The 25,900-nt window shown below is 71.4% G+C and carries 24 protein-coding genes; 19 read left to right on the plus strand and 5 right to left on the minus strand.

All coding sequences use genetic code 11. The annotated features are described in order from the left end of the window. Positions 1–254: 254 nt before the first annotated feature. From ACZ7SW_RS25955 to ACZ7SW_RS25965, 3 genes are read right to left on the minus strand one after another with little or no spacing between them, the layout of a single operon-like run. Entirely contained in the window at positions 255–1,676 is a 1,422-nt protein-coding gene (locus ACZ7SW_RS25955; RefSeq protein WP_470232956.1) for an amidase, read from the minus strand. Further along, the gene (locus ACZ7SW_RS25960) at positions 1,673–2,980 is read right to left on the minus strand and encodes an MFS transporter (RefSeq protein WP_470232957.1); all 1,308 of its coding nucleotides are present in this window, start codon (positions 2,978–2,980) and stop codon (positions 1,673–1,675) included. Before ACZ7SW_RS25960 ends, ACZ7SW_RS25955 begins: the two co-directional genes overlap by 4 nt. Positions 2,981–3,000: 20 nt before the next feature. Further along, entirely contained in the window at positions 3,001–4,200 is a 1,200-nt protein-coding gene (locus ACZ7SW_RS25965) for a CaiB/BaiF CoA transferase family protein (RefSeq protein WP_470232958.1), read from the minus strand. Positions 4,201–4,306: 106 nt separating this feature from the next. Here ACZ7SW_RS25965 and ACZ7SW_RS25970 point away from each other — a divergent pair, with 106 nt between their 5' ends. Both ACZ7SW_RS25970 and ACZ7SW_RS25975 read left to right on the plus strand, forming a co-directional pair. Further along, positions 4,307–4,942, plus strand: a complete 636-nt coding sequence (locus tag ACZ7SW_RS25970; protein ID WP_470232959.1) for a TetR/AcrR family transcriptional regulator — start codon at positions 4,307–4,309, stop codon at positions 4,940–4,942. Positions 4,943–5,321: 379 nt separating this feature from the next. After that, positions 5,322–6,458 carry an acyltransferase family protein gene (locus tag ACZ7SW_RS25975; protein ID WP_470232960.1) on the plus strand — a complete coding sequence of 379 codons (1,137 nt, stop codon included), beginning with the start codon at positions 5,322–5,324 and terminating at the stop codon, positions 6,456–6,458. A gap of 167 nt (positions 6,459–6,625) precedes the next feature. On the opposite strand, the gene ACZ7SW_RS25980 is transcribed toward ACZ7SW_RS25975, so the two are convergent. Next, positions 6,626–6,901: a YggT family protein gene (locus ACZ7SW_RS25980; protein ID WP_470232961.1), complete on the minus strand. Its 276-nt coding sequence runs from the start codon at positions 6,899–6,901 to the stop codon at positions 6,626–6,628. A gap of 146 nt (positions 6,902–7,047) precedes the next feature. On the opposite strand from ACZ7SW_RS25980, the gene ACZ7SW_RS25985 reads away from it, so the two are divergent. The 17 genes from ACZ7SW_RS25985 (at position 7,048) to ACZ7SW_RS26065 (ending at position 24,347) form a co-directional block, all read left to right on the plus strand. After that, positions 7,048–8,748, plus strand: coding sequence for an IlvD/Edd family dehydratase (locus tag ACZ7SW_RS25985; protein ID WP_470232962.1), 1,701 nt, complete (start codon positions 7,048–7,050; stop codon positions 8,746–8,748). Further along, entirely contained in the window at positions 8,748–9,581 is an 834-nt protein-coding gene (locus tag ACZ7SW_RS25990; RefSeq protein ID WP_470232963.1) for a fumarylacetoacetate hydrolase family protein, read from the plus strand. The genes ACZ7SW_RS25985 and ACZ7SW_RS25990 overlap by 1 nt, the downstream gene beginning before the upstream one ends. Positions 9,582–9,668: 87 nt before the next feature. Further along, complete coding sequence (locus ACZ7SW_RS25995) at positions 9,669–10,973, plus strand: alginate lyase family protein (protein ID WP_470232964.1); 1,305 nt, start codon at positions 9,669–9,671, stop codon at positions 10,971–10,973. A gap of 105 nt (positions 10,974–11,078) precedes the next feature. Further along, positions 11,079–11,363 carry an isoamylase early set domain-containing protein gene (locus ACZ7SW_RS26000; protein WP_470232965.1) on the plus strand — a complete coding sequence of 95 codons (285 nt, stop codon included), beginning with the start codon at positions 11,079–11,081 and terminating at the stop codon, positions 11,361–11,363. Positions 11,364–11,769: 406 nt separating this feature from the next. Further along, on the plus strand, positions 11,770–12,384 hold the full coding sequence (locus ACZ7SW_RS26005) for a TetR family transcriptional regulator (protein ID WP_470232966.1): 615 nt from the start codon (positions 11,770–11,772) through the stop codon (positions 12,382–12,384). Position 12,385: 1 nt separating this feature from the next. After that, on the plus strand, positions 12,386–13,048 hold the full coding sequence (locus ACZ7SW_RS26010) for an enoyl-CoA hydratase/isomerase family protein (protein ID WP_470232967.1): 663 nt from the start codon (positions 12,386–12,388) through the stop codon (positions 13,046–13,048). 130 nt (positions 13,049–13,178) lie between these two features. After that, entirely contained in the window at positions 13,179–13,649 is a 471-nt protein-coding gene (gene crcB / locus ACZ7SW_RS26015; RefSeq protein WP_470232968.1) for a fluoride efflux transporter CrcB, read from the plus strand. After that, positions 13,646–14,014 (plus strand): fluoride efflux transporter CrcB, encoded by a 369-nt coding sequence (gene crcB, locus ACZ7SW_RS26020; RefSeq protein ID WP_470232969.1) that lies wholly within the window; start codon positions 13,646–13,648, stop codon positions 14,012–14,014. The genes crcB (ACZ7SW_RS26015) and crcB (ACZ7SW_RS26020) overlap by 4 nt, the downstream gene beginning before the upstream one ends. 113 nt (positions 14,015–14,127) lie before the next feature. Beyond that, on the plus strand, positions 14,128–15,453 hold the full coding sequence (locus tag ACZ7SW_RS26025) for a purine-cytosine permease family protein (RefSeq protein ID WP_470232970.1): 1,326 nt from the start codon (positions 14,128–14,130) through the stop codon (positions 15,451–15,453). Positions 15,454–15,480: 27 nt separating this feature from the next. Further along, entirely contained in the window at positions 15,481–17,031 is a 1,551-nt protein-coding gene (locus ACZ7SW_RS26030; protein ID WP_470232971.1) for a hydantoinase/oxoprolinase N-terminal domain-containing protein, read from the plus strand. A gap of 3 nt (positions 17,032–17,034) precedes the next feature. Continuing rightward, positions 17,035–18,117 (plus strand): DUF917 domain-containing protein, encoded by a 1,083-nt coding sequence (locus tag ACZ7SW_RS26035; RefSeq protein ID WP_470232972.1) that lies wholly within the window; start codon positions 17,035–17,037, stop codon positions 18,115–18,117. Further along, entirely contained in the window at positions 18,114–19,208 is a 1,095-nt protein-coding gene (locus tag ACZ7SW_RS26040; protein WP_470232973.1) for a DUF917 domain-containing protein, read from the plus strand. The genes ACZ7SW_RS26035 and ACZ7SW_RS26040 overlap by 4 nt, the downstream gene beginning before the upstream one ends. Beyond that, positions 19,205–19,924 carry an SDR family oxidoreductase gene (locus ACZ7SW_RS26045; RefSeq protein ID WP_470232974.1) on the plus strand — a complete coding sequence of 240 codons (720 nt, stop codon included), beginning with the start codon at positions 19,205–19,207 and terminating at the stop codon, positions 19,922–19,924. The genes ACZ7SW_RS26040 and ACZ7SW_RS26045 overlap by 4 nt, the downstream gene beginning before the upstream one ends. A 14-nt stretch (positions 19,925–19,938) precedes the next feature. Then, positions 19,939–21,009: a DUF917 domain-containing protein gene (locus tag ACZ7SW_RS26050; protein ID WP_470232975.1), complete on the plus strand. Its 1,071-nt coding sequence runs from the start codon at positions 19,939–19,941 to the stop codon at positions 21,007–21,009. Then, positions 21,006–22,502 carry a PucR family transcriptional regulator gene (locus ACZ7SW_RS26055; RefSeq protein ID WP_470232976.1) on the plus strand — a complete coding sequence of 499 codons (1,497 nt, stop codon included), beginning with the start codon at positions 21,006–21,008 and terminating at the stop codon, positions 22,500–22,502. The genes ACZ7SW_RS26050 and ACZ7SW_RS26055 overlap by 4 nt, the downstream gene beginning before the upstream one ends. A 58-nt stretch (positions 22,503–22,560) precedes the next feature. Further along, the gene (locus ACZ7SW_RS26060) at positions 22,561–23,427 is read left to right on the plus strand and encodes a helix-turn-helix transcriptional regulator (protein WP_470232977.1); all 867 of its coding nucleotides are present in this window, start codon (positions 22,561–22,563) and stop codon (positions 23,425–23,427) included. Between the two features lie 68 nt (positions 23,428–23,495). Continuing rightward, positions 23,496–24,347, plus strand: a complete 852-nt coding sequence (locus ACZ7SW_RS26065) for an oxidoreductase (protein WP_470232978.1) — start codon at positions 23,496–23,498, stop codon at positions 24,345–24,347. Between the two features lie 56 nt (positions 24,348–24,403). On the opposite strand, the gene ACZ7SW_RS26070 is transcribed toward ACZ7SW_RS26065, so the two are convergent. Beyond that, entirely contained in the window at positions 24,404–25,633 is a 1,230-nt protein-coding gene (locus ACZ7SW_RS26070) for an alpha/beta fold hydrolase (protein WP_470232979.1), read from the minus strand. Positions 25,634–25,900: the final 267 nt, after the last annotated feature.

Genomic DNA, 25,900 nt, shown 5'->3' on the forward strand with positions numbered 1-25,900 from the left:
CGGGGCAGCGCGGGAGTGCGGCAATCGCCCCGGTGTCCACGACGGCGTTCGTCGCACCGCCGCCAGTGTGGTCGATCGCCTTCGCCCGATGATCGGCGGCGCGGGACGGAACGGGTCTCGCGCTCCGGCAGCACAGCCTTCCGCCTCGAGCGACCGCATCTGGCGGCTGGCACCGGACCGGGCGGCTGGCACCGCGCCGCCCGAGTGCGGGCGACCGTCCCGCCCGGCATACCGGACGGGACAGCACCGGGCACCTAGCGATGAAGCGCCCGCCCCCGGAGCGGGCCAATCTCCTCCTCAAGGGCGGCGGCGACCCGGAGCAGAAGATCGTCGCGGTGGTGCGGGGCGACGAGCTGGACCGCGCACGGCAGTCCGTCGGGGCTGGTTTCGATGGGGATGCTGACGGCCGGGTGGCCGGTGTCGTTGAACGGCGCGGTGAAGGCGATCGGGATCGTCCGCCGCTGTGCCGCCTCGCGGAGGTCGGGGCCTTCCGCGGGCCAGGCGGTGGTCGGGGTCGTCGGGGTGAGGAGCAGGTCGCGGTGCTGGAAAAGCCCGGCGGACCAGGCGTCCAGCTGCCCGCGGCATTCCCAGTAGCGCGCGAGGTCGGCGGCGGTGACCGAACGCCCCTGGCCGAGGATGTCCGCGAACCAGGGTTCGAAGCGGCCGGGGCGGGCGGCGAACTCGTCGGCGACGTGGGTGAATCGCTGGTAGGCGAGGATTTTCTGGCGGAGCTGGGCGGCGGCTGGGAAATTCTCGGCGTGCGGATGGGGAAAGTCGTCGTCGGAGAGGCGGTGGCCGAGACCGCGCAGGATCTCGGCCGCGCGGTCCAGTGCGTGCAGGACGGCCGGTTCGGGGGCGGCGATGCCCAGGGTGCGCTCGACCGCGATCCGCAGCGGGGGCAGCGGCTCGGTCAGTCCGTCCACAAAGGACTGTGCGGGCTTCGGCAGGGAGAACGGGTCCGCTGGGTGGTATCCGGCGGCGAGGTCGAGGTGCAGGGCGGCGTCGCGGACGGTGCGGGTCATCGGGGTGAGGCAGCTGTGGTGCGTCCAGGACGGGATCGCGGCCGGGCCGTGCGGGATGCGGCCGCGGGTCGGTTTGAGACCGAGGACGCCGCACAGCGCGGCGGGGATGCGGGTGGATCCGCCGCCGTCGCCCGCAGTGGCGAGCGGAACCAGGCCGGCGGCGACTGCGGCGGCGGATCCGCCGCTCGATCCGCCCGCGGATTTCTCGAGCTGCCAAGGGTTCCGCGTGGTGCCGAAGGCTTCGTTGCGGGTGGAGATGGCGGCACCCATCGGGGGCGTGTTGGTCTTGCCGATGACGATGGCCCCGGCCGCGCGGAGCCGGGCGACGTGGACGCTGTCGGCGAGGGCGGGAGGGGCGTCGCGGAAGGCCTTGGTCCCTCGGGTGGTCGGGAATCCTTCGGCGTCTTCGAGGTCTTTGACCGCGATCGGGATTCCGGCGAGCGGCCCGGGATCGGCACCGCGGGCGATGCGGCCGGTCAGTGCGGTCGCCTCGTCGAGGGCGCGCTGCGGGTCGAGGGACACGACGGCGTTGAGGTCGTCGTTGAGCAGCGCGACGCGATCCAGCGTGTGCTGCATGAGCTCGAGCGGCGACAGTTCGCGGGTGCGGATCATCGCGGCGAGTTCGGTCGCCGAGGCGAAGGACAGGTCGGTCATGCGTGCTCCTGGGCCGGGCTGGTCAAAGGCCGGGTGCCGAGCGCCCCGATACGGGCGGCGTCGCGTTGCGGCCGGATGGCGAACGCGGCGTAAGCGCCGGTCAGCACCATGACGGCGGCGCCGAAGCCGAAAGCCGCCGGATAGCCGTAGCGGTCGATGAGGCTTCCGGTGACCGCGGGCGCGATGATCCCGGGCAACGTGCTGAGCGCGACGGCCAGCCCGAACACCGTTCCCCGTTGCCGGACGGGCACGAGTTCGCCTGCCGTGAGGTATCCGAGCGGGTAGGCGAGAGTGCCTGCCGCGAAGGCGATCGTGATCAGCACGACGCGCAGGCCGTTCGACGTCGTGAGCGGGAACGCCGCCATGCAGCCGCCGGCGAGCACGACCGCGATTCCCTGCGTCGCGCCGCGGGCCCAGCGGCTGGAAATCCCGCGCCGGATCAGGCGGCCGGTGGCGGGCACGACGGTGAGGACCAGCGCGATGCTCAGCGCCGCGTGCAGGCTGATCACCATCGCCGAGGTCTTCGGGCCGAGCCCTGCTTCGGTTTGCAGGTACGCGGGCAGCCAGGACGAGCCGAGCGCCAGCGACCAGTAGGCGCCGAAGGCACTGGCGAATCCGCCGAGGACGGTGCCGTTGAGAAGCAGTTTGCGGTAGGGGATCCGCGCCGGGGCGGAGTTCGCCGGAGCGGTCGCGGGCGCGGCATAAGGCCCGTCGTGGCCGAGTGGCAGCCACACGAGCGCCCAGAGCGCGGCGACCACGGCGAGGACGACGAACGCGGCGCGCCAGCCGTAGCCGGTGATGATCCAGGTGAGCACCGGGGCGGCGATGAAGATGCCGACCGAGCCGCCGGTGAGCTGCAGGGCGGTGGGCAGGCTGCGGCGATCGTCGGGAAACCACTTGTACAGCGCGTGCATGCTCATCCCGGAGGCCGGGCCCTCCGCCGCGCCGAGCAGGATGCGGCTCGCGAACAGCGTGGGCGCCGCCGCGAACACGAGAACCGGAAGTTGCGCGACGGCCCAGCACACCGCCAGCGCGAACAGGATCCAGCGGCTGGCGACCCGCGCGGAAAGCACTCCGGCGGCGAGGCTGGTGAGGCTGAACAGCAGGTAGAAGCTGCTCGCCAGCAGACCGTAGGTGCTGTTGGTCAGGTGCAGTTCCCGCATGATCGGCACCGCGGCGAGACCGAGCACGGCCTTGTCCGCGAAGTTGACGACCATGAAGACGACGACGAGCCCGGTGACCGTCCAGGCCCGGCGGCGGATCGAGCGGGATCCGGCCGGGGACAGCGGCGTTGCTGAAGGCATGATCGGCTCCTCGGCCCGGGTCAGATGACGCCGTCGCGGCGGAGTGCCGCGAGGTCGTCGTCGCTCAGGGCGAGCAGCTGCCGGAGGACGTCGTCGGTGTGGGCGCCGAGGGCGGGTCCGAGGGAGCCGATGCGCCCGGGGGTGGCGCTCAGCCGCGGTATCGGCGCGGCCATGGAAACGGTGCCGTGCTCGGGATCTTCGACGTCGACGATCGTGCCGCGTTCGCGGTAGTGGGCGTCGGCGGCGATGTCGGCGATCGTCATGATCGCCGAGGCGGGGATGCCCGCGTCGTTGAACATCCGCGTCGCCTCGTCGGCCGGGTGCTCGGCGACCCAGCCGCCGATGACCGCGTACAGCTCGTCGGCGTGCTCCGTGCGAGCCACGCGGGTGACGAAACGCGGATCGGCGGCCAGCTCCGGCTGCCCGATCACGGCGGCCAGCCTGCGGAACAACGGGTCGGTGCCCGCGTGGACCGAGATCCGCCGCCCGTCGGCGGTGTCGAAGTCGCTGGCGGGCACCACGTGCGGGTTGCGGTTGCCCATGCGCCGGCGCACCCGGCCGTTGGCCGAGAAGTCCAGCAGCGCGTCCTCGACTGCCCGGAACCCCGCCTCGTACAGGCCGAGATCGACAACCTGGCCTTGCCCGCCGTTGACGTCGCGTTCGTACAGGGCGACCATCGCCGCGAACGCCGAGAGATACGCGCCCATGTAGTCGATCACCGCGTACCCCGACCGGACCGGCGCCCGGCCGGGTTCCCCGCTCACGTCGGTCAGCCCCGCGAAGGCGCTGGCGATCCGGTCGAACGCGCCCCGGTCGCGGTACGGGCCGGAGAGTCCGTAGCCGGTCAGGTACACCAGCACCGCGCGCGGATTGATCCGCTGCAGCGTCTCCGGGTCGAGCCCCCACTTCTCCAGCGTGGGCGGCCGGTAGTTGGTGATCACCACGTCGAAGTGCGGCACCATCGCGCGCACCAGGTCCTGTCCGGCGGGCCGGCGCAGATCCACCGTGACCGACTTCTTGTTGCGGCCCTCCTGCAGCCACTGCAGCGACCGCCCGCCCGGCTCGGCGGCCCGGCCCCGGGTGAAATCGCCGCGGCCCGGCTCCTCGACCTTCACCACCTCGGCGCCGAAATCGCCGAGGAACGTCGCCGTGACCGGCGCGGCCAGGACCGTCGCCACATCCAGCACCCGCACGCCCCGCAACGGCAACTCTGCTTCCACCGCAACTCCCAACGAAGTGTTAGTAACGAAACGTTGGTAACGAACCGTATAGAGTGGCCCGGGGCGCAACAAGGCGTACTGACGAGTAACTTCGGAGAGGGACGGCGTGACCGAGCAGCCGAGCACCGCACCAGCCCGCCGCCGGCGGCGCAGCCGCGAAGAGACGAAAGCCGATCTGCTCGCCGCGGCTCTGCGCCTCCTGCGCCGCGACGGGGTGCTCGCGGGCATCAACCTCCGCGAGGTCGCCAAGGAAGCCGGCGTCAACCACGGGCAGATCTACGTGTACTTCGGCAGCCGCCAAGCTCTGCTGCGCGCGGCCATCGCCCAGCTGCTCGAGCACGACCGGCCCGATCCCGAGACGCACTGGGAACAGCCCTTCGCCGACCGCCGCCGCGCCATGTGGGGGTGGGCGCTGCGCCAGCCCGACCTCGTCAAGCTCGAAGCGCTCCTCGCGCTCGACGAGGACCCCGAACTCACCCTGTTCCCCGCGCTGGACCTCACCCGCCGCGCCCTCGACCGGGACAAGCGCGACGGCAGCCTGCCCGCCGACGCCGACGGGGAGGTGATGCACGCGATGACCGCCGCCGCCTACTTCGGCTACTGCATCTTCCGCACCGCCCTCGCCCGCGACCTCGACCTCACCCCCGCGGAACTCGACGACCGCGCCGCCCGGGTCTACGACCGGATGCTCACCGGGCTCACCGCGGAGCACCCCGACGGCGGACAAGAGACCCCGGCCTAGCGGGTCTCTGCCTGCCGGATCCCGGGGCAGGCAGGTCCCCTTCTGCGGTGCGATCGGAACGAGGGCTCGATGGGCTAGCCATCCGCTCCAGGAGGCGCGCTCCTTCGCGTCAAAGCCAAGCAAGCATTAGTCCGTCACAACCAACGGGTGAATCCTGCTTGCCTGCAAACGAAAACCTCTCACTCACCGGAACCCCGCGCCCGCGAGTCACCGCCCGCCCCGCGAGCCATCCCGGCGGAAAACCCTCTGTCACCAAGGCTTTTCCCGAAACGGACCCCGCTTCACGACCCGAACCCGCGCCCCTGTACCGGAATTGCCCCGCCCGACGCGCCCAGGGTCCCTCCCCGCCCCGCGCACCCCACCGGTTACGGTGACGCGCGTGTCCTCGTTCCGTCCGGTGAGCGTGTCTTCGGGGAACCGGCGGATCAGCTGGGACCTCGTGCGCGGTGGGTGCGTCGTGCTGGTGCTGCTGTACCACGCGACCTTCATGAGCGTCGTCGTGCATCCCGAACTGGGAGCGCGGCGGTTCGTGTTCCCGCATCAGATCGGGGCGAGCCTGCTGCTCGTGATTTCCGCGTACTTCGCCGCCGTCACCATCGGGCGCGGATCGCTCGGCCGGTACTGGTGGGGGAGGATCGCGCGGTTGCTGCCGCCGTTTCTCGCGGCTGTCGTGGTGATCTACTTCGCGCTGCGGTACCTCTCGCCGCCCGGCTGGTTCAGCCCGCGGTTCGGCGACCTCGCCGGCAACCTCCTGATGCTCTGGAACTGGAAACCCGCCGCCTACCCCTTCCTCGACGGCTCCCACTGGACGATTCCCCTCCAGCTCATGGCGTTCACCGTCGCCGTGCTGCTGTATCGCGGCCGCTGGGGCCACGGCCGCAGGTTCCGCGTCGTCATGTGGACCGCCCTGCTCGTCCCGCTCGCGCAATGGCCGCTGCGCGTCGCAGGCCCGCCGGAGTGGTACCGCGTGATCGTCGACGGCTTCGGTTTCCACCGCTGGCACCTGTTCGTCGCCGGCGTCGCGGTCTGGCTCTGGACGACGAAACGCGTCTCCACGAGGGAATTCGTGCTGCTGGAAGTCCTCTGCGTCACCGCGCACGCCCTGCACGGCGCGACCGTCACCCCGTCCGGGATCCACGTCGAATGGGGTTCGACGATCGGCATCGCGATCGGCCTCGCGGTGATCTCGCTCGCCGCGGCCGGTCCGGACTGGAACCGCCTCCTCCCGCCGTTCGCCCAGCGCGCGATCACCTGGTTCGCCGGGGTCTCGTACGGCGTCTTCCTGATCCACCAGGCCATCGGCTACCTCGTGCTGCACTGGCTCTCCGGCCTCGGCCTCGACCCGCTGCTGCAAACCGCCGGGATGATCACGGCCGGCGTCGTGCTCGGCTGGGCCCTCACCCGCCTGGTCGAACGCCCCGCCCACCGCTTCCTCCTGCGCGGCTACGACGCCTGGTCCGCCCGCCGACGCCCCGACGACGAACCGGCCCCGGTCGCCGCCGGAAAGCCCGGCTGACGGCTCGACGCCGAAGTCCGGCCGACCGTCCCGAACACACTTCACCGGCCCGCTAGCGCGGGAAAGCTCGATCAACCGCCGCCGCGCGACCAAACTCGACCGCGGCCCGCCTCAGCAACCCGGACCCATCGCCGCGCCTGCACGTGCCCCTGGAGCCCGGCCGGCTCTCACAAGGCGAACGCGACGGACCGCACCACCAACGCCGCCACGAACACCACCGTGAACGCGAGATCGAACGCCACCCCGCCGGCCCGGATCGGCGGCAGCACCCGCCGCACCGGGGCGATCACCGGCTCGGTCGCCCGGTGGCTGATCCGGCGCGCCTGGCCGAGCCACGCGGGCCCGGTCGCCACCACGCGGGTCCAGTCCAGCACCATCCGCGCCACCAGCACCACGATGAACACGGTCAGGACATACCCGACCAGGGTCCCGATCAGGCTCATCGCACACCTCGCGATCTCCGGCGACATTCTCACCCCCTCCAACGTCCGCCGCCCTCGCGAAGTGTCCGGTTCGCGGGAATTCTCAGTCGATTGCCAGGATCCGCCCGATCGGGTATCGAGGAGGGTCCGGAGAAGGGAGTCGGCGGGTGCGCAGCGCGGCGTGGTTCGGGGCGTCCGGCCGGGCGGGGATGATCCACCGGTCGTGGATGCGGTCCCAGGGCTTCGGCCCGGAGGTGTTCGACGGCCGCCCGGTGATCGGGATCGCGGTGAGCGCCTCCGAACTCGCCCCGTGCAACGTCCACCTCGACCGCGTCGCCGAGGCGGTCAAGCGCGGCGTCTGGCAGGCGGGCGGTTTCCCGCTGGCGTTCCCCACGATGGCGACCGGCGAGACGCTCATGCGCCCCACCGCGATGCTCTACCGCAACCTGATGGCGATGGAGGTCGAGGAGCTGATCCGCGCCAACCCGCTCGACGGCGTCGTCCTCCTCTCCGGCTGCGACAAGACGACCCCGGCGATGCTGATGGGCGCGGCGAGCGCGGACCTGCCCGCGGTGATGGTCACCGGCGGCCCGATGCTCAACGGGAAGTTCCGCGGCGGCGACGTCGGCTCGGGAACGCACGTCTGGAAGTTCGAGGGAGAGCTCAAAGCCGGCCGGATGACCGAGGAGGAGTGCTTCTTCGCCGAAGGCTGCATGGCCCGCTCGAACGGCCACTGCATGACCATGGGCACCGCCTCGACGATGGCCTGTCTCGCCGAAGCGCTCGGCATGCAGCTGCCCGGTTCGGCGACCTGGCCCGCGGTCGACGCGCGGCGCTTCGAGACCGCGCAGTCCGCCGGTCAGCGCATTGTCGCGATGGTCGAGGAGGACCTGCGGCCGTCGGCGATCCTGGCCCGCGCGGCGTTCGAGAACGCGATCCGCGTCAACGCGGCGATCGGCGGGTCCACCAACGCGATCGTGCACCTTCTCGCGCTGGCCGGGCGCGTCGGCGTCCCGCTCGCCATGAGCGACTTCGACGAGCTGGGCCGCGCGGTCCCGACGTTGGTGAACCTGATGCCGTCCGGCCGGTTCCTGATGGAGGATTTCTGTTACGCGGGAGGAATTCCTGTGGTGCTGACGAGGCTCGCCGAAGCCGGACTCCTGCGCGCCGATGTCCACACGGTCACCGGCAAGCCCCGGGAAACCGCGGAGTGCTGGAACGACGAGGTCATCACTACAGTTGAGGCTCCGTTCCAGCCGCCCGGCACCGGAACCGCTGTGCTCACCGGGAATCTCGCCCCGGACGGCGCGGTGCTGAAGCAATCCGCCGCGTCGCCGGAGCTGCTCACGCACACCGGCCCGGCGCTGGTCTTCGACACCGCGGAGGACTACCACCGCGTCGCCGACGACCCGGACCTGCCGGTCACCGCCGACACGATCCTCGTGATCCGCGGCGCGGGCCCCAAGGGCTACCCGGGCATGCCGGAGGTGGCGAACGTCCCGGTGCCGAAGAAGCTGCTCGACCAGGGAATCACCGACGTGGTGCGGATCTGCGACGGCCGGATGTCCGGCACCGGCTACGGCACCGTCGTGCTGCACGTGAGCCCGGAATCGGCGATCGGCGGCCCGCTCGCGCTCGTCCGCACCGGCGACCGGATCACGCTCGACACCCCGGCGCGCCACCTGACCCTGCACGTGCCCGACGACGAGCTCGCCGCCCGGCGCGCGGCATGGACGCCGCCGGAAAGCCCGTACCGCAGCGGCTACACCTGGCTCTACCGCGAGCACGTCACCCAGGCACACCTCGGCGCGGACTTCGATTTCCTCCACGGCACCCGCGGTTCGGCCGTGCCGAGGGATTCCCACTGATGCGCCGCCTCGCGAAGACCGCCGCGGGCTGGCAGGTCACCGACGGCGAATCCACCGGCACGCTCCCGCCCGGCACCACGCTCGGCTCCCTCCTCGCCCTGTCTGCCGAGGACTTCGCCGAAGCACTGGCGGTCGAGCTGAAGCCAGGTGAACCAGGCGAGCTGCAGGCACCAGTCGACGACGACACTGAAGTGTGGGCCGCCGGAGTCACCTACGAAGTGTCGCGCAAGGCGCGGATGGAGGAGAGCGGCGACGCCGACGTCTACGCGCGGGTCTACGAGGCGGAGCGTCCGGAACTGTTCTTCAAGAGCGTCGGGCACCGCGTGCGCGGCCCGGGAGAGCCGATCGGCGTGCGCGAAGATTCCACTTGGGACGTTCCGGAACCCGAACTGGCGTTGGTGTGCAACGCGTCCGGGGAGATCGTCGGCTACACGATCGTCAACGACGTGAGTTCGCGCAGCATCGAAGGCGAGAACCCGCTGTATCTGCCGCAGGCCAAGACGTACCGCGGCTCGTGCGCGGCCGGGCCGTGGATCGTGCCCGCTCAAGACATTCCGGACCCGTACGCGCTCGGCATCGCGGTAACGATCCATCGCGCCGGGGAACTGCGCTGGGCAGGGGAGACGTCCACCGCGCGGCTGCACCGCCGGCTCGCGGAGCTGGTCTCGTGGCTCTATCGCGGCGAGGTTTTCCCGCGCGGGGCCGTCCTGGCCACCGGTACATCCGCCGTTCCCGGCCCGGACGTCACGCTCGAAGCAGACGACGAGGTCATCATCATGATCGAGAGCATCGGCACCCTCCGGAACCCGGTCCGGCGCGGCCGTTCCGCCTGACGTCCCCTTGACGCGGCCACGCGCGTTCGGCTATTCAATCTCAGTTCACATATCTGTGGAGTATTCATATTCTTGAACGGAGTTGCGGTGCTGCCTCCTTCCCGGTCTTCCCGTCCGCGTCGTATCGCGGCGGTTCTCGCGGTGGTCGCGGGGCTGCTCGCGACCACCGCCGGTGCGGCCACCGCCGCGCCCGCGCCGAGGTCGTGTTCGTTCGTCTGCGTGCCGGATCCAGTGGTGCTCGACGGTCTGCACTTGGCAGGCAACAAAATCGGCCTGATGGCCGGGAATCCGACGCTGCGCACGTCGCTGTCCAACCTGCTGAAGCAGGCCGACGACGCGCTGACGAAGGGCCCGTGGACGGTCGTCGACAAGGAGCGCGTCCCGCCGAGCGGCGACAAGCACGACTACCTGAGCCTCGCCCCGTACTACTGGCCCAGCCAGCCGAAAACGCCGGAAAACCCGCAGGGCTGCCCGTACGTCGACCGCGACGGCCAGGTCAACCCCGAGATGAAGAACGTGCCGGACAAGGCCGAGCGGCTCGTCGCGTTCAACTCGATCTACCAGCTTTCGCTCGCCTGGTACTACACCGGCAAGGCCGAGTACGCCCAGCGCGCCGCGCTCGACCTGCGCACCTGGTTCCTCGACGCGGCCACGAAAATGAACCCGAACCTGAACTTCGCGCAGGGCATCCCGTGCAAGACCGACGGGCGGGGGATCGGCATCATCGAGTTCTCCTACACCTTCACCCAGGTCCTCGACGCCGCCCGGATCCTGGAAGCGGGCGCGCCCGGCTGGACGAAGGCCGACGGCAAGGCGTTCCGCGGCTGGTCGGCGGATTTCCTGACCTGGTTGCGCACCAGCAAGAACGGCACCGACGAGGCCAAGGCGACCAACAACCACGGCACGTTCTACGACCTGCTCACCGCGGCGACCGCGAGCTACGTCGGACAGCGCGACCTGGCCCGGCAGATCGTCCGCGACTCCGGCAAGGCCCGGATCGACCACCAGATCGCCGCGGACGGCGGCCAGCCCGAGGAGTCGACCCGCACCCGGACGTACCACTACCACACGTTCAACCTGGTCGCGCTGACTCGCCTCGCGCAGCTGGGCCGGCACCTGGGCGTCGACCTCTGGTCGTACCGGAACCCCCAGGGCGGCAGCATTTTCGCCGCTGTCGACCACCTGCTTCCGGCGGCCACCGGTGCGGCGCCATGGCCGTTGCCGGACATCCATTTCATCCAGTACGCCGCCCTCGACAGCGTGCACGCCGCCGCTGACGCGGGCGACTGGAAAGCCCGGGCCGCGGTCGGCCGCATCCCGGCCCCGCCCGGCGGCGACCTGTTCCCGGTGCGCCCCGCGGCCGAGCAGCTGGACGACGTTTCCACCACCTGACCCCGGTTTTCACCCGGACGCGGCATTCGCCGCGTCCGGGCTTCCGGCGGCGGTCATGGAACGATTCAGAAGGACCGATTCGCCGGAACGGGAAAGGGAAACGCCGTGATCAAGACCAGCCGGAGCACCGGCTCCGGGGCCCGCCGGGTGACGTTCGTCCTGCCGCTCGACACCCCGCCCGGCCCGGTGAGCGTGGTCGGCGACTTCAACGACTGGCAGCCCGGCCGCCACGAACTCCGCAAACGCTCGAACGGCACGCGCTCGGCCGCGGTGGAGGTCCCGCCGGGCGCCCGGCTCCGCTTCCGCTACCTGGCCGACGGCGGCCGCTGGCTGGACGACCCGGACGCCATCGCGCGCGATGGGCTGGACTGCCTGTACGTCGCGAACTGACTCCGGGCCGCGTCGGTCCCGCGAGCCGACCGTGCCCGGCGCTGGCCCGACCAGACTCAACCCTGCCTGGCCCTGCTCGACCTGGCTCAGCCCTGCCCGGCACTGCCCGATCTGGCCCTGCCCGGCGAACGGCCCTGCTCAACCCAACGCGGCGAACGGCTTGCGTCGGGGCGAGGGCGGCAGCACGGATCGCGGAAGCCGGACGGCCGCACGCGGATCTCGCCTCGCCAGCCGGGCCCCGGCTGGCGAGGCGAGCGGTTTCCGCTGGTGCCAGCGGAAACGCGGCGTCTCGTTCGCGGCAATCCCGGTTCTATCCGCGATCACCACTCACGAGACCCACCCCCTTCCTGAGCCGAGCAGCACCCCGCCCTAGTTTTGGAGCACCCGCTCCATTACCATCCATCCCATGCCCCGCCCCCGGATCCACGACCCCGAGCTGATCCTCGACGTCGCCGAGCGCCTCATCGCCGACTCCGGCCCCGAAGCGCTCACCGTCCGGCGGCTCGCCCAGGAAGCGGGCGTCCCGAACAGCACGATCTACCACGCCTTCACCAACCTCTCCGCCCTGATCGGCCGGGCCTGGCTGCGCGCCGCCACTTTCTTCCTCGACGAACAAGAGCGGCTGGTAGACGAAGCGGCCGGTCCGATCGAGGCGGTGGTCGCAGCGGCCGACGCCCCCGCCGTGGTGGCCGACGCCCGTCCGGACGCCGCGCGGATGATGATCGCCGTCCCGTCGAAGCGCGTCCTGGGCCCGCAGCTTCCCGACGACGTGGCGGAAGCCTTGCACGCCTTGGACAAACGCCTGGTCCGCCTCCTCGTCCGCCTCGCCCGGCAGCTCTGGAGCCGGGGCGACGGGCAAGCCGTGGAGGCCATCACCGCCTGCGTCGTGGACCTCCCGACCGCCCTGTTCCGCCGCGAACTCGCCCTCGGACCCGCCAGCGCGGACAGTCGCGCACGGCTGGCCGCGGCGGTCCGCGCGATCCTCGCTCTGGAACCACCGAGAAAGTCCAGAAAGGACTGAAATGCCCACCCTCGCCACCACCGGCTCCGTCCACGTGCTCGACTTCGGCGCCGACGAAAACCGTTTCGCCCCAACGTGGCTGGAAGAAGTCCACACTCACCTCGACACCGTCACCGCGGGCAAGGAACCCGCCGCGCTCGTCACCATCGGCAGCGGTAAGCACTACTCCAACGGTCTCGACCTCGACTGGCTCACCAGCCACTCCGACGAGTCCGGCAAGTACGTCACGAGCATTCACGAACTCCTCGCCCGGGTGCTTGCGCTGCCCGTCCCGACGATCGCCGCGGTCAACGGGCACGCCTTCGGCGGCGGCGCGATGCTCGCGATGGCCCACGATTTCCGTCTCATGCGCGAGGATCGCGGCTACTTCTGCTTCCCCGAGGCCGACCTCAACCTCCCGTTCACGCCGGGCATGGCCGCGCTCGTCCAGGCGAAGCTCACCCCTGCCGCCGCGATCTCGTCGATGACCACCGGGAGCCGCTTCGGCGGTCCGCAAGCCGCCGCGCTCGGCCTGGTCGACGCGACCGTCGCGCTGGAATACCTGCAAGCCGCGGCCATCGAACGAGTCGCGCCGCTGGCGGGCAAGGATCGCGGCACGCTCGAAGCGATCAAGTCCACTATGTTCAGTGCGGCGCTGACCGCGTTGCGGGAGGCGGGGAACTGATCAGGTAGGCTCGCGTACGCGCGGCGGTGGGGCTCGCCGCTCCGGGAAATCTCCCGGGCAACCGCGGTCGAGACCGCCAACAGTCCCTACTCGAACGGCGACCCGGGTGTCCGTGGAGTAGGAGAAGACTGTGCCTGAAGAACCTCTCGACCCTGACGTCGATCTCCGGGATCCCGTGCAGCAACGCGAACTCGTCCGGCACCACGTGTCGGTGCTCGGCGTGATCGCGCTCGGCGGCGGACTCGGCGCACTGGCCCGCTACGGCCTCGCGCAGGCTCTTCCCTCCGAGACCGGCGGCTTCCCGTGGGCGACCTTCTGGACGAACGTCGCCGGCTGTTTCCTCATCGGCGTGCTGATGGTGCTGGTCACCGAGGCGTGGTCGGCGCACCGGCTGGTGCGGCCGTTCCTCGGCGTCGGCGTGCTCGGCGGTTTCACCACGTTCTCCACGTACGCGGTCGAAGCGCGCAACCTCCTCCAGCCGGACACCGTGCCGCTCGCCTTCGGCTATCTCGGCGGAACGCTCGCCGCCGCGCTGCTCGCCGTCCTGCTGGGACACGCGATCACCCGCAAGCTGGTCCCGGCGGAGGTGGCTGTCCGATGACCGTCCTCCTCGTTTTCCTCGGCGCCGCGGTCGGAGCGCCGACGCGGTACCTGACCGACCGGGCCGTCCAGTCCCGGCACCAGAGCCTGTTCCCGTGGGGCACGTTCACCGTCAATCTGGTCGGCTGCGTCCTGCTCGGCGGTCTCGCCGGTGCCGGGACCGCGCTGCCCGCGGCGGTCTATTCGCTGCTCGGCACCGGCTTCTGCGGCGCGCTGACGACCTACAGCACCTTCAGCTACGAAACCGTCCGGCTGGTCGAGCGCCAGTCGTACTTCGCCGCGGCGGCCAACGTCGTCGTCAGCATCGCGGCAGGGGTCGGCGCGGCGGCCTTTTCGTACGAGGCTGTCCACGCCTTGGTCGGGTAAGGGTGCGATCCGCACACTCCGGCCACCCGGACTGTGCGGATCGCACGGTGACCTCGCCGGAGCCGCTGCTTACCGTGCTGGGAACCGTTCCCCTCCCGGATTAGGAGGTCGCCATGGCCTCGGCTGTCGGTGTCGACGATCACGCGCTGACCAGGGTGCCCGATTCCGCCCGTTACTCGTGGTGGTCGGTCGCTGTGCAGCGGTTCGGCCAGGTTTCCGCGCTGTCGCAGTTCCTGCTCGGCGCCACGATCGGCTTCGGGATGAGCTTCGGGAACGCCGTGCTGGCGTTCACGCTCGGCTCGGTCATCCTCGAACTGATCACGATCCTCGTCGGCGTGATCGGCGTCCGCGAGGGCCTCACCACCTCGATGATCGCGCGCTGGACCGGCTTCGGCCGCGGCGGCTCCGCGCTCATCGGGCTGGCCATCGGGATCAGCCTGATCGGCTGGTTCGGCATCCAGTCCGCGGTGTCCGCGCAGGGCCTCGCCGCGCTGGTCAGCGGACTGCCGGAATGGGGCTGGGCGCTGGTGTTCGGCCTGGTGGTGACCGCGATCGTGGTGCGCGGCTTCCACTCGATGGCGTGGACGGCGTACCTGATGGTGCCCGCGTTCCTGATCCTGGTCGGCTGGTCGGTGGTCTCCGAACTGACCCGGCACGACCTCGGCGCGCTCGTGGCGTCCGCGCCGCCCGGCCCGCCGCTGTCGCTGCTGCAGGGCACGACGCTGGTCGCGGGCGGGTTCATCGTCGGCGCGGTGATCACGCCGGACATGACCCGGTTCAACCGCACCACCGGCGACGTCGTGAAGCAGACGCTCGTCGGCGTCACCCTCGGCGAGTACGTGATCGGCCTGGCCGGCGTGCTGCTCGCGCACGCGGTCGGCACGGCTCAGATCACCACGATCGTCACGTCGTCGGTCGGCTGGGTCGGGTTGCTGATCGTCATCGCGGGCACGATGAAGATCAACGACTGGAACCTGTACTCCTCCGGGCTCGGCGTCGTGAACTTCATCGGCACCGTGTCCGGGAAGCGGGCGCACCGCGGCCTGGTGACCGCTGTGCTCGGCCTGGTGGGCAGCGTGCTCGCCGCGGCCGGGATCCTCTCGAAGTTCACCGATTTCCTGACCGTGCTCGGCGTCGCGTTCCCGCCCATCGCCGGGATCATGGTCGCCGAGTACTTCGTGGTCAAGCAGTGGCGCGGCGTCCTGGAGGAGGCCCGGGCACGGGGCGAGGTGCCCGCCGACGCCCCGGTGTGGGTGCCCGCGACGATCGTCGTCTGGATCGCCGCCGCGCTGTTCGGCGAGTTCGTGGACTGGGGCCTGCCCAGCATCAACTCGCTCGTCGTCGCTTTCGTTCTGTACGTGGTCGCCGGGAAGCTCGGCCTGGTCCGCGGGGCCGGCAAGAGCGCCACCGCGGACGCCGAACCGGCTCCGGCCGCCTGATTCCCCGACCTGGAAGGAGATTTCTTCGTGCGCATCGGCATCGACGTCGGCGGCACCAACACCGACGCGGTCCTCCTGGACGGCCGCGAGGTGCTCGCCTCGATCAAGACCAGCACCACCGAGGACGTGACCTCGGGCATCGTCGCCGCCATCGACGGGCTGCAGCGGCAGCGGGCGTTCGACCCGTCCGCGGTGCGGGCGGTGATGATCGGCACCACGCACTTCATCAACGCGCTCGTCGAGGCGCACCGGCTGGCCCCGACCGCGGCGGTGCGCCTCAGCCTGCCCGCCGGGGCGTCGCTGCCGCCGATGGTGGACTGGCCGCAGCGGCTGGTCGACGCGGTGTCCGGGCGCAGCTACCTGGTGCACGGCGGCCACGAGTTCGACGGACGGCACATCGCCGAACTGGACGAGAGCGAACTGCGCAAGGCCGCCGACGACATGGGCGCGGCCGGGGTCCGCAGCGTCGCGATCACGTCGGTGTTCTCGCCGGTGAACGCGGAGTTCGAGGCTCGGGCGGCGGAGATCATCGCCGCGCAGCTGCCGGACGTCGCGATCTCGCTGTCCCACGAAATCGGCCGGATCGGGTTGCTGGAGCGGGAAAACGCGACTGTCATCAACGCCGCGCTGCGCGAGCTGGCGGCGCACATCGTGGACGGTCTGGCCGCGTCGGTCACCGGCGCGGGCATCACCGCTCCGCTGTACCTGAGCCAGAACGACGGCACGCTGATGGACGTCGACTTCGCGCGCCGCTACCCGGTGGCGACCTTCGCGTCCGGCCCGACGAACTCGATGCGCGGCGCGGCGGTGCTGTCCGGTTTGGACACGTGCGCGGTGGTCGACGTCGGCGGCACCACGAGCGACGTCGGCGTGCTGCGCCAGGGATTCCCGCGCGAGGCGACCACGGACGTGAGCGTGGCCGGGATCCGCACGAACTTCCGGATGCCGGACGTCCTCTCGATCGGCATCGGCGGCGGCAGCCGGGTCCGCGGCGACGCGACCGGCGTGACCGTCGGACCGGATTCCGTCGGCTACGAGCTGACCTCGAAGGCGCTCGTGTTCGGCGGGGACACCTTGACCGCCACGGACATCGCGGTCGCCGCCGGACGGGCCGAGATCGGCGATCCGTCGCTGGTCGCGCACCTCGACCGGGACTTCGTCAAGGCGGCGCTGGACCGGATCGCGACGGACGTTTCCGACGTCGTGGACCGGATGCGCACGTCGTCCGAACCGCTCCCGGTGGTCGCCGTCGGCGGCGGTTCGGTGCTGCTGCCGGACGAACTCGCCGGTTCCGGCGAGGTCCGCCGGCCGGACCACTACGCGGTGGCCAACGCGATCGGCGCGGCGATCGCGCAGATCGGCGGCGAGGTCGACCGGGTGTACGTGATCGAGCCCGGCCGTCGCGAAGCGGTGGTGGACGAGGCGAAGCAGGAAGCGGTCGACCGCGCGGTGGCCGCCGGGGCGAGCCCGGCGTCCGTCGGCATCGTCGACTTCGACGAGGTGCCGATCCCGTACCTGCCCGGCAACGCCACCCGGATCCGGGTCAAGGCGGTCGGCGACCTGCAGCTGGGGGCGTGAGCAATGCCGGAAATCAAGCCTGAAATCACTGAACACGACCTGGACGACATCGCCCGCGGCGCGGCGATCCTCGGCACCGGCGGCGGGGGAGACCCGTACATCGGCAGGCTGCTGGCGCACGCCGCGGTCCGCGAGCACGGTTCGGTGCCGCTGGCGAAACTGTCCGAATTGGCCGACGACGCGGTGGTGCTGCCGGTCGCGATGATGGGCGCGCCGACGGTGATGGTGGAGAAACTGCCGTCCGCCGAACAGGTCGGGCTCGCCGCCCGGACGCTGGCCACCTATCTGGGCAAGGAACTCACGCACATCGCGTGCGCCGAAGCGGGCGGCGTGAACTCGCTGATCCCGGTCGTCGCGGCGGCGCAGCTGGGCTTGCCGCTGGTGGACGCGGACGGCATGGGCCGGGCGTTCCCGGAACTGCAGATGGTTTTGCCGACGCTGTACGGAATCCGCGCGACTCCGATGTCCATCGCGGACGAGAAGGGCAACCGCGGCGTACTGGACACTGTGGACAATCACTGGGCGGAGCGGCTGGCCCGGTCGGCGACCATCGACATGGGCTGCTCGGCGATGATCAGCAACTACGCGATGTCCGGCGCGCAGGCGCGCGAGTCGATGGTGCCGGGCACGCTGACGCTCTGCGCGGAACTCGGCGCGTTGGTGCGGCAGGCCCGCGAGGCGCACGAGAACCCGGTGGATCGCGTCGTGGCGCGGCTGCGCGGCCGGACGCTGTTCAGCGGCAAGGTCGTCGACGTCGCCCGCCGCACCGTCACCGGGTTCGCCCGCGGCGAGGCGCGGCTGTCCGGAATGGACAGTGACACCGGGAGGGAAATGCTGCTGCGGTTCCAGAACGAGCACTTCGTGGCCGAGGTCGACGGCGAGGTGCGCGCTTCGGTGCCGGACCTCATCTGCACCCTCGACCGCGAGTCCGGCGAGGCGGTCACCACCGAAGGCCTGCGCTACGGCCAGCGGGTGACGGTGATCGCGGCTCCGGCCGACCCCCGTTGGCACACCCCGGAAGGCCTCGCGCTGGCCGGGCCCCGGTACTTCGGCTACGACCTGGACCCGATCGGGGTCGCCGGATGAGCTGGACGCTGACCGAAGACCACCTCGAAGACCTCGCTCGCGGTGCGGCCGTCCTCGGCACCGGTGGCGGCGGCGACCCGTACGTCGGACGGTTGCTGGTGCGCGAGGCGATCCGCGAGCACGGACCCGTCACCGTGCTCGACCCGGAAGATCTGGACGACGACGCCCTCGTGATCCCGACCGCGCAAATGGGCGCGCCGACCGTCGTGCACGAGAAGCTCCCGAACGGCACCGAACCCGAGCTTGCCTTGCGGGCGTTGGAGAAACACCTCGGGGCGAAGGCCGACGCGACGATGCCGATCGAATGCGGCGGCATCAACTCGATGATCCCGCTGGTCGTCGGCGCGCGGCTCGGGCTGCCGGTGGTCGACGCCGACGGAATGGGCCGGGCTTTCCCGGAACTGCAGATGGAGACGTTCGGCGTGTACGGCGTCCCCGGTTCGCCGATGGGAATCGCCGGGGAACGCGGCGAAACCACGGTGATCGACACCGGCGCCGACAACCGCCGGATGGAATGGCTCGCGCGTGGGATCACTATCCGGCTCGGCGGCGTCGCGCACATCGCCGAGTACTCGATGAGCGGCGCGGACGTGAAGCGCACGGCCGTGCCGCGCACGCTGTCGCTCGCGCTGAGCGTCGGCCGGGCGATTCGCCTTGCCCGCGAAGCGAATGCCGATCCGGTGGCTGCGTTGGCGACCGCGCTCAGCGACACGTTGTACTCGCATCTGCGCGTGTTGTTCCGCGGCAAAGTGTCCGATGTGGAGCGCCGGACCGAAGAAGGGTTCGCCCGCGGCCGTGCCGCGATGGTGTCCTTCGACGGCGGGCACAAGCTGGAAATCCTTTTCCAGAACGAAAACCTGGTGGCACTCGTCGACGGCGGCGTCCGCTGCCTCGTCCCCGACCTGATCTGCGTGCTGGAGGCGGAATCCGCCGAGCCGATCACCACCGAGACGCTGCGCTACGGCCAGCGGGTCACCGTGGTCGGGATCTCGACGCCGCCGCTCATGCGCACCCCGGAAGCGCTGGCCACGTTCGGCCCGCCGGCGTTCGGGCTGGCACACGATTTCGTACCGGTGGAGGTGGCTTCGTGACTTCGCTCGACGGCCGGGCGGTCGTGGTGCTCGGCGGCGGTTCCGGGATCGGGCTGGAGGTGGCCCGGCGCGCGACGGCGGCGGGCGCGCTCGTCCACCTCGGCGGCCGGTCCGGCGACAAACTGCGCGCCGCCGCGGCGGAACTCGGCCCGACCGCGACCTGGCAGGCCGCGGACACCACCGACCAGGCGTCGCTGGCCGAGTTCTTCGGGGCGCTGGACCGGGTCGACCACCTGTTCACGCCCGCCGCGTCCTACACCGTCGGCGCGATGCGCGACCTGTCCGACGAGGAGGCGCAAAGCCCGTTCGTCACGAAGTTCTGGGGCCAGTACCACGCGGTGAAACACGCCGCGCCGAAGCTGTCGGACGACGCTTCGGTGGTGCTGATGTCCGGCGTCGCGAGCGTGCGCCCGCCCGCCGCGGCCCCGGCGTACATCGCGTGCAACGCGGCGATCGAGGGACTCGGCCGCGGGCTCGCGGTGGAGCTGGCCCCGGTCCGGGTGAACGTCGTGTCGCCGGGCACGATCGACGGGAACCTGTGGGCCGGACGCCCGGCCGCCGCGCGGGAGGCGAGTTTCGCGCAGTACCGCGCGGACACCCTGCTGCACCGCGTCGGCCGGGAGTCCGAAGTGGCCGATGCCGTGCTGTACCTGTTCACCAGTACCTACACCACCGGCTCGACGCTGTATCCGGACGGCGGGTACAGCTTCCGCTGATACGCTGACCAGCCATGCGCATCACCGCCGCGGACGTGCCGGCACTCGAACGCGGCGTCGCGCTGCTCGGGTCCGGCGGGGGCGGGGACACCGTCACCGCGGCGGTGCTGCTGCGGCGGCTGACCGCGTCCGGCCGCGAACCCGTCGTGCACCGCGTCGCCGACTTGGCGCCGGAAACCCTCGTGGTGCCTGCCGGGATCGTCGGCGCGACCGCCGCGTTCGCCGAGAAACTGCCCAGCGGCGACGAATTCGCCTCGGCGATCGCGGCGATCGAACGCTGGACCGGGCAGCGCGCGCAGGCGCTGATGACGATCGAGATCGGCGGTCTCAACGGCCTGCTGCCGCTGGCAGTCGCCCAGGAGCTGGGTCTGTCTTATGCGGACGCGGACCTCTCCGGGCGCGGGCTGCCGAGGCTCGACCAGCTCTCGGTCGCCGCGACCGGCCGCGGCGTCGCTCCGGCGGCGATGGCCGAACCCGGCGGCCGGGTGGTCGTGCTCGCCGCCGCGGCGGCCTCGGTGGTCGAGAACGGCGTCCGCGCCTTCCTGGCCAGCTCCGGCGGCTGGGCGGCGATCGCGCTCGCCCCGATCCCCGCCGGGGAACTGGCCGAGCACACCGTGCCCGGCACGACGAGCGAAGCGCTCGCCCTCGGCACGCGCGTGCTCGCGGCGGGGGAGAGCCCGGACCTCGCCACGCTGGAAACCGCCCTCCGCGGCCGGGTTCTCGCCCGCGGCCGGGTGCTGGAGGTGTCGCGGCACGTAGGCCCCGGACAGCACGGGCATCCCGGGTTCGGCCGCGGCTCGGCGACGCTGACCGATCACCGCGACGGCGCGTTGCTGCGGCTGGAGATGGAGAACGAGTACCTGCTGGCGCTGCGGGACGGGCTGCCGGTGGCGTCCACTCCGGACGTGCTGTCGGTGCTCGACCGCCGCACCGGCGTCCCGCTGCAGTGCGACACGATCCGCGCCGGGGTGGAGGTCGACGTGGTGTGCCTCGCCGCGTCCCCGTTCTGGACTGACCCGCGCCGCCGTCCGCTGCTGGAACCGCGCGCGTACGGAATCGACTGCGATCCGGTGGTGGCCCAGTGATCCTCCGCCAGCTGCTCGCTCTGCCCTCGTGGGCCGGTCCGGTCCGGGTGTGCTCCGGGGAGTCCGGTTTGGACCGTCCATTGCGGACGGTCAAGGCCGCGCTGGACGCGTCCGGCACCCCCGCGTCCGGCGAACTGGTGGTGGTAGTCCGGCCGCTCGGTTCCGACTGGCAGGTCGACGCCCTCCTGCGCCGGTGCGCGGACGCCCGGGCCGCCGGAGTCCTGCTTCCCGGGGCCGAACCGCTTGCCGCGTCACGGCTTCTGGCCGAACGGCTGTCGGTGCCGCTGCTGGTCACGTCCGCCGATCCGCTCGATCTGCTCGTGGCCGCCCGCCTCGCGCTGGCCGCCCCGGACATCGACCGCGCCGACGCGGTGCTGGCCGCGCACCGGGCGCTGGGGGAGCGGTTGCGTCCGCCGGAAGAAATCGTGACCGTGTTGCGGCGGCTGCTGGACGCTCCCGTCGCGGTCCTCGACGACCGCGGCGAGGTTCTTGCCGGTGAACTCGCCGAGGCGGCTCGCGTGCGAGTGCACGAGCCGGTCCCGCAACGCATCGCGCTCCCAGACGGCGTTCTGCTCGCCCATCCCGCCGTGCTGCCGCAGCCGTCGGTGTGGCTGGCCGCCGAGCTGACCGGGGCGAAGTCTCCGCGCGCGGACGTCGTCGCCGCGACGCTGGCCGTCGCGGCAGGCGCCGTGCAGCGCTGGCTGCTGGCCCACCGCCTGGAACTGGAACGAGACGCCCGCTCCCGGTCCGCCCTGCTGGGAGACTTGCTGCGCCAGGACACCGAACCGGGCGCGGACCTGCGCCGACGTGCCGCTGACGCGGGCTGGCGGCTCGGCGGCTGGCATGTCGGCCTGCGGATCGGCGTGCCCGCGGACGTCGACACCGTCTCCCGCACGCAGGAAGTCGTCCGCGCGCTCCGGGCCGAGTCCATCGACGCGGTCACCGTCGAACACGGCGAGGGCTGGACCGGCTGGGTCACCTTCGAGCAGGAGCCGACGGCGGAACGGGTGCGGGCCCTGTCCGCGCGGCTGCGCGCCGTGCACCGCGGCCTGCGCCGCACGCTCGACGCACACCTGGGCGTCGGCCGCCCGCACGCCGACGGTCTCACCGCGACAGTCGCCGAAGCCGCCGACGCCGCCCGCCTCGCCGCGACCCGCCCCGAGACCGGGCACTTCCTGCACGTGGACCAGCTCGGTATGGCCCAGCTGCTCCTGGAATGGACGCGGACGGACACGTTCGAGCCCGCCGCGCGTGCGCTGCTCGCGCCGCTGGTCCCGGCGCCCGGCGACCTGATCCGCACCCTCGCGGCTTACCTCGACGCCGAGTCCTCCCTGGCCGAAACCGCGACTGTGCTGGGGATCCATCGCAATACGGTCGCCGCGCGGATCAGCCGGATCGAGCAGCTGCTGCAGGTCGACCTGTCCCGTCCGGACGAGCGGCTGGCTCTGCACCTGGCCGCCCGCGCGGTGATCCTCGCCCGGCCCGGTGAGTAGTACTGGCAGGACCAGCTACGCCCTTGGTGATCGATTCGGCGGAGGGCAGACTCGAGGCATGGGCAAGAACGACTTGGGCGATTTCCTGCGGGCGCGGCGCGCCGGGCTGACGCCGGACGAGGCCGGTCTTCCGGACGGGTTCGGCGCCGGACGGCGGGTCGCCGGTCTGCGGCGCGGCGAGGTCGCGCAGCTGGCCGGGGTGAGCACCGAGTACTACACCCGGCTGGAACAAGGCCGTGCCCGGCAGCCGTCCGAGCAGGTGCTGCACGCCCTGTGCGACGCGCTGCGGTTCGACGACATCGAGCGGCGGCATCTGTTCGCTCTCGCCGGCGCCACCGCCGAGCGGACTGACCGGGCCGAGCACTCCTCCCGGCTCCGGCCGGCGCTTCGGCAAGTGCTGGACTCGATGGAGCTGGCCTCGGCGTTCGTCAGCGACCGGAACCTCACGGTCGTCGGCGGGAACGCGTTGTGGGCCTTGCTCTTTCCCGACGTGGCCGAGCTGCCGCGGCGGGAACGCAGCATGGCGCGCTGGACGCTGCTGGATCCGCGGGCCCGCCTGGTGTGGCGGGACTGGGAACGCGTCGCCCGCGACTACGTGCACGGGTTGCGGCTGGCCGCCGCCGCGCAGCCGCGGAACCAGCACATCGCCAACCTGATCGGCGAGCTGATGATGCGCTCGCCGGAGTTCCCGGCGTGGTGGTCGGAACACCGCGTCCAGGAACGCAGCACCGGCCTGAAACGGCTGCGGCACCCGGTCGCCGGAGACCTGGAACTGCAGTACGAGATCTTCACGTCGGTCGCCGATCCGGGCCAGTCGATGGTCGTCTACAGCGCGCCGGCCGGTTCGCCGTCCCAGGAACGCCTGCGGCTGCTGGCCAGCTGGGGCCGCGAGCCAGCGCCTGCCCGGGACGTCGCCGAGTCCTGACCGCTGTCCATCACCAGGCCCCGCAGGGCCTATTCCGTCGTGCCATCCTCCTGAAAGGACACTTCGCAGTGAGCAAAACCTTCCTGATCACCGGCGTCAGCACCGGCCTCGGACGGGCCATCGCCCAGCGCGCCCTCGCGGCCGGGCACCGCGTCGCGGGCACCGTGCGCACCGAAGGACACGCGGCCGATTTCCGGGCCCTGGACCCGGAACGCGCCCGAGCGTTCGTCCTCGACCTGACCGACTCGGACCGGATCGAGCCCACCGTACGGGCCGTCGAAGCGGAACTCGGCCCGATCGACGTGCTCGTGGCCAACGCCGGGTACGGGCTCGAAGGCACCTTCGAAGAGTCGTCGATGGAGGATCTGCGCCGCCAGTTCGAGGTCAATGTCTTCGGCACGGTCGCGACGATCAAAGCGGTCCTGCCCGGCATGCGCGAACGGCGCGACGGCCAGATCTTCGTCATCACCTCGATGGGCGGGCACACCACGTTCCCCGGGCTGGCGTTCTACGAGGGCAGCAAGCACGCGCTGGAAGGCATCACCGACACCCTCGCCCAAGAGGTCACGCAGTTCGGCGTGCGGGTCACCGCCGTGGCTCCCGGCGCGTTCAAAACCGACTGGGCGGGCCGGTCGCTCGTGCGCGCCCCGCGCAGCATCTCCGACTACGACGCCCTGTTCGACCCGATCCGCACCCGTCGTCAGGCCCTGGCCGGTCAGGGCATCGGCGACCCCGACCGCGCGGGCGACGCCATTCTCTCCCTGCTGGACGAGGAGAACCCGCCTGTGCACCTCCTGCTCGGCTCGGACGCACTGCGCCTGGTCACCGCCGGACGCCAGCGCGTCCAGGACGACTTCGACGCCTGGCAGGACCTGACGCTGTCCACCGACTCCGTCGAAGGCGGCGTAACCGTCGCCTGACCCGCGTCGGTGAGGGGAACCCCGGGGGACTCTGCTGGGGTTCCCCTCACCGCAGGTCAGACGCGTCCGCGAACGAGGTCGATCAGCCGCCCGAGCACGTGATCGCCCGACGCGCGCAGGCCGTTGTGCTCGTACTCGCTGGTGATCCACGGCCGCAGCGTCGGGATCAACCGCGCGGTCTCCTCCGAAAACACCCGCTCGACGTACATGTCGTTGGCGTAGATCGCGGCAGCGGCCGGGACGGTGCACTCGCGCAGCACGTCGGCGTCGTACAGCCGCGGCCACTCGTGCGCGGCGAGCAGTTCCGCGGTCTCCTTCATCGGCCGGAGGCTGTGGAGGTCGTCGAAGAGCCAGGGGAACACGTGTTCGCCGGTGAACAGCGTCCGGTCGGTGCGGAACTCCTCCGGCAGCACGCGTTCGGCGGACCAGCGGGTGGCGAACCCGTCGGAGTAGGACGACTCGTGGATGACCGAGTACAGCGGATTGCGCGCGTTGAACGGCAGCGAGCTCGCGACGTCGTGTGCGAACGCGGGCGACTTCGGGTCCCGCTCGAGCAGATAATGCAGCGCTTCCTCGCCGCCGCTGGCGCCGAGGACGTAACCGAGCTGCTGGAACAACCTCGCGGTGAGCGGACTGCCGTCGGGCAGGGTCACGGCCCCGTCGTCGAGCAACGGCAACAGCGCTTCGACGCGGGCGCGATCGCCGGGGTAGCGGAGGTAGTACTGGCGGTTGCGCTCGAGCAGATTGGCGAACGTCGCGGCGTAAACCTCGTCCGGGTCGCGCGCGATCGGCGGCAGCCCGCCGGTGAAGAAGGCCTCGGCCAGGCCTTCGGGGTGCTGGGAAAGGTAAGCGAGGACGCAAAACCCGCCGAACGACTGCCCGAGCACGCTCCACTTCTCGACCCCCAGCTGCCGCCGCGCGAACTCCGCGTCGCGCACGATCGCGTCGGCGCGGAAGTGGGTGAGGTATTCGGCCTGCTCGGCCGGCGTGCCGGTGAGCGTGCCGACCGGAGTGGACCGCCCGGTGCCGCGCTGGTCGAGCAGGAGAACCCGGTACTCCCGCAACGCCCGCGGCAACCAGCTGGGCGACCCGTGCGACGGCCGCGGCGCTTCGTGCCCGGGACCGCCTTGGAGATAAACGAGGAACGGCCGGTCGAGCCCGTCGGGATCGGCGACCTCCCGGGCGAAGACGGTGATCTTCGCGCCGTCCGGGCGGGAATGGTCGAGGGGAACGGAGAACTCGTGCTCGGTGAGCACCAGGCCGGGAACGCGCACGGTGGTTGCCATACGGGCGATTCAACCAGAACGGGCGCGGGGGAGGCCACGGGAATTGGCGGGTTCTGTCTATTGTGGACAGTGGCGAGCCCGCGCCCGTTCTTTGCCTCCCCGGGAATCCCCGGCTTCGGCCTTCTGCGGAGGCGTTTCGCGTCGGCTTGGCTCGCCGCGGGCGGAGTGTGCCGGGTGCGCGGGAAGCCTTCACCTGCCTGATGTCGCAGGGACGTGCGTGCGGGGCGGCAACGGGCTCAACCTCTGCCGAGCCGCCCGGGCTGGCGT

The organism is Amycolatopsis sp. NPDC114484 (genome assembly GCF_055633755.1).